Genomic DNA, 3299 nt, shown 5'->3' on the forward strand with positions numbered 1-3299 from the left:
CCCACCGTGACCGAGCCCGCCACCCCCGCCGGAGGGGGGCCCGGCAGCAGGACCAGCCTGCCAGACGTCCGGGCGACACCCGCACCGCCGGGGAGGTCCACCCGGCCCTGCCCGCGCCACCGGGTGAGCAACGCGTCGACGGCCCGCAGGTGGACCGCCTGCAGGTCCCGCACGCCCTCGGCCATCAGCCAGGCCCGCAGCACCCGGCGGCGCAGCGCGGCGGGCAGGACGGCCAGCGCCGCGCAGTCGGTGGGGTCGGGGACGGCGGCGGCCAGGGCGTCGAGGGCGTCGACGTCCTCACGGACCATCGCGGCGGTGCGGGCCAGGGCCGCGGCGACCCCGCCGCCCAGGACCTCCTCCAGCAGCGGGAGCACCTCGCTGCGCAGGCGCACCCGGGTGTAGGCCGGGTCGGTGTTCCACGGGTCGTCCCAGACCGGCAGGCCCTCGGCGGCGCAGGCCCGGCGGGTGGTGGCCCGCTCGACGCCCAGCAGCGGGCGCCAGAACGGCGCACGCCACGCGGTCATCCCGGCGACCGACCGGGGACCGCTCCCCCGCCCCAGGCCCAGCAGCACCGTCTCGGCCTGGTCGTCGCGGGTGTGCCCCAGCGCGATGCGCGCGCCGTGCTCCGCGGCCACCGAGCGCAGCGCCGCGTGGCGGGCGTCCCGCGCCGCCCCCTCGGGCCCGCCGGCCGTGCCGACGTCGACCCGGACGACGAGCACCGGGTCCAGGCCGAGCCCGCGCAGCAGGTCCGCCGTCGTCCGGGCCCGGTCGGCCGACCCGCGCTGCAGGCCGTGGTCGACGGTGACGGCCCCCGCGCGCCGGGCGGCGCGGGGGGCCTCGAAGGCCACGGCGGCGGCCAGCGCCAGGCTGTCCGCTCCCCCGCTGCAGGCCACCAGCACCGGTGTCGCGTCGTCGGTCAGACCGGGCCGGACGGCGCTGCGGACGGCGGCGACGGCCGGGTCGGGCCCCACCGGCTCAGCGCAGCGCGGGCAGGTGCAGGACGCGCTCGACCCAGCGGTCGGGGTCGGTGAGCTCCTCCTTCAGCGGCAGTGTCTCCGGGCCGGTCCAGACCGTGTTGAAGGCCTCCATGCCGACCCGGTCGACGACGCCGGCGACGAAGTGCCGGCCGTCGGCGTACTGCTGCATCTTCTGCTCCAGCCCCAGCAGCCGGCGCAGCACGCGGTCGACCGGGCCGGTGCCCTTGCGGCGCTGGCTGAACCGCTTGCGCAGGGTGCGCACCGTGGGGATGACGTCGGGGCCCACGCCGTCCATGACGAACTCGGCGTGTCCCTCGACCAGGCTCATCACCGCGGTGACCCGGTCCAGCACGGCCTGCTGCTCGGGGTCGGCGATGAGCGCCATGAGGCCGCCGGGCGCATCACCCTCGACCGGCCTGCCCCGCACCGCGTCGGCCAGGCCGGCCACCACGTCACGCAGCCGTTCGCGCAGCACACCCGGGTCCAGGTCGCTGGCCTCGACGAAGGCGGACACCTGCTCCTCCAGGTAGCGGTGCAGCCAGGGGAAGGCGGTGAACTGCAGCTGGTGGGTGACCTCGTGCAGGCACACCCACAGCCGGAAGTCGTAGGGGTCCACCCGCAGCCGCCGCTCGGCCTCGACGATGTTGGGGGCCACCAGCAGCAGCCGGCCACCGCTGCCGAACACCTCGTACTGGCCCAGCACCTTGGAGCACACGAACGCCAGCACCGCACCGGCCTGCACCCCGGTCAGCCGGGAGCCCACGGCCTGCACCACGGCGTTGGGCCGCTCCCCGGTCCGCTCCTGCAGCGCGGCGGTGAGCGGGTCCAGCAGCGCGGCCATGCCGGCGGTGTTGGCCTCGACCCAGCCGGGCCGGTCGACGACGGCCACGGTGGGCACCGGCGAGTCCACGGACGGGGCCAGTCCGGTGAGCGCCTCGACGTGCGCGACCGCGGCCGCGGCGCACTCGTGCAGCTGCGCGACGACCGCGGCAGCCTCCTCACGGGTGGTCTCCGGCCCGGGCTTGGACAGCCGGCGGGCGGTCCGCCCGGCGAGGGACCAGTCGACCAGGGAGCTGCTCATGCGCAGCCACGGTACGCAGCCGGGCGGGCCCCGGCCCGGCTCAGCGGCAGCCGCAGCCGGCCAGCGCCGCGGCGACGTCGTCCAGCGCGGCCTCGGCCCCGGCGACGTCCCCGGTGGTGCCGTCGGCGAGCAGCGCGAAGGCCAGCAGCCGGCCGTCGGTGGTGACGACGAGACCGGCCAGCGCGCTGGTGGTCGCAAGCGTGCCGGTCTTGGCCCGGACCGCGCCGGGGGCGGTGGCCGGGTCGGCGTCGGCGCGGTCGGACAGCGTCCCGGTGTACCCGGCGATCGGCAGCCCGGACAGCACCGCCCCGGCCCCCTCGACCGAACCGTCCGCGACGGCCTCCAGCACGTCGACGAGCAGCCGGGCGGGCACCCGGTCTTCGCGGGACAGCCCGCTGCCGTCGGACAGTGCGAGCCCGGTGGTGTCCAGGCCCGCGGCGGCCACCGCGTCGGCCACGGCCCGGGCCGCGCCGGCGAAGCTGGCCTCGGCCCCGGTGGCCAGCGCGACCTGGCGGGCGAGGGTCTCGGCGAGCAGGTTGTCCGAGGCGGTGAGGGCCTGCTCGACCAGCCGCTCCACCGGCGCGGACTCCACGGAGCCCAGCACGGCGGCGCCGGGGGCAGCGGAGCCCAGCCGGACCGGGGCCCCGGCAGCACCCAGGGCGGCGGCCAGCGCCGTGCCGGCGTCGATGCCGGGTTGCCCGGACCGGGGCGTCTGCCCCGGGGAGACCCGCGCGCCGTCGACGGCGGTGGCGGTGACCGGTGCGGCGTAGGTCGAGGGCGCGTCCTCGCTGCCCCACCCGCTCGCGGTCAGCGGGCCGGTGAACAGCGAGTTGTCGACGACGACGGAGGTCACCGGCACCCCGGCCAGCGCCGTCTGGACGCCAGCGGCGAGGTCGGCGACGGTCGCGGCGCCGGGGTAGCTCTGCGAGGGCGCGGTGGTCGACAGGGTGGGGTCCCCGGCGCCGACGAGCACGACCTCGCCCGGGGTGGCGCCGGCGACGACGGTGGTGGTGATCGTGGTGTCCGGGCCCAGCACCGTGACCGCGGCCAGGCCGGTGAGCACCTTGGCGGTGGAGGCGGGGGTGCCGGGGTCCTGCGCGTCGGTGTCCAGCAGCGTCGCACCCGTGGCGACGTCGACGACCTCGGCGGACAGCCCGCTGCCCAGGGCCGGGGCGGTGCTGTCCGGGCTGCCGATCGCCGGGTACACCGGGACGCTGTCCGACCGCGCCGACGCCGACCCG

Annotated in this window: 3 protein-coding genes; all 3 read right to left on the reverse strand. The window is 78.1% G+C overall.

Annotation, left to right across the window (positions count from 1 at the left end; translation table 11 throughout):
* Nucleotides 1-971 (reverse strand): tRNA lysidine(34) synthetase TilS (gene tilS / locus AC0IVP_RS21755; RefSeq protein WP_471759257.1); only part of this gene is annotated, 971 nt, incomplete at its 3' end.
* 4 nt (nt 972-975) lie between these two features.
* Complete coding sequence (locus AC0IVP_RS21760; protein ID WP_471759258.1) at nt 976-2058, reverse strand: zinc-dependent metalloprotease; 1083 nt, start codon at nt 2056-2058, stop codon at nt 976-978.
* A 40-nt stretch (nt 2059-2098) separates the two neighbouring features.
* The coding region (dacB, locus tag AC0IVP_RS21765; protein ID WP_471759259.1) for a D-alanyl-D-alanine carboxypeptidase/D-alanyl-D-alanine endopeptidase at nt 2099-3299 on the reverse strand (1201 nt) is incomplete at its 5' end.

This window comes from Klenkia sp. AC732 (genome assembly GCF_979256525.1).

Bases quoted from the DNA above. Each gene is read 5' to 3' on its own strand.
- AC0IVP_RS21760 (WP_471759258.1), bottom strand. From the start codon at position 2,058: ATGAGCAGCTCCCTGGTCGACTGGTCCCTCGCCGGGCGGACCGCCCGC.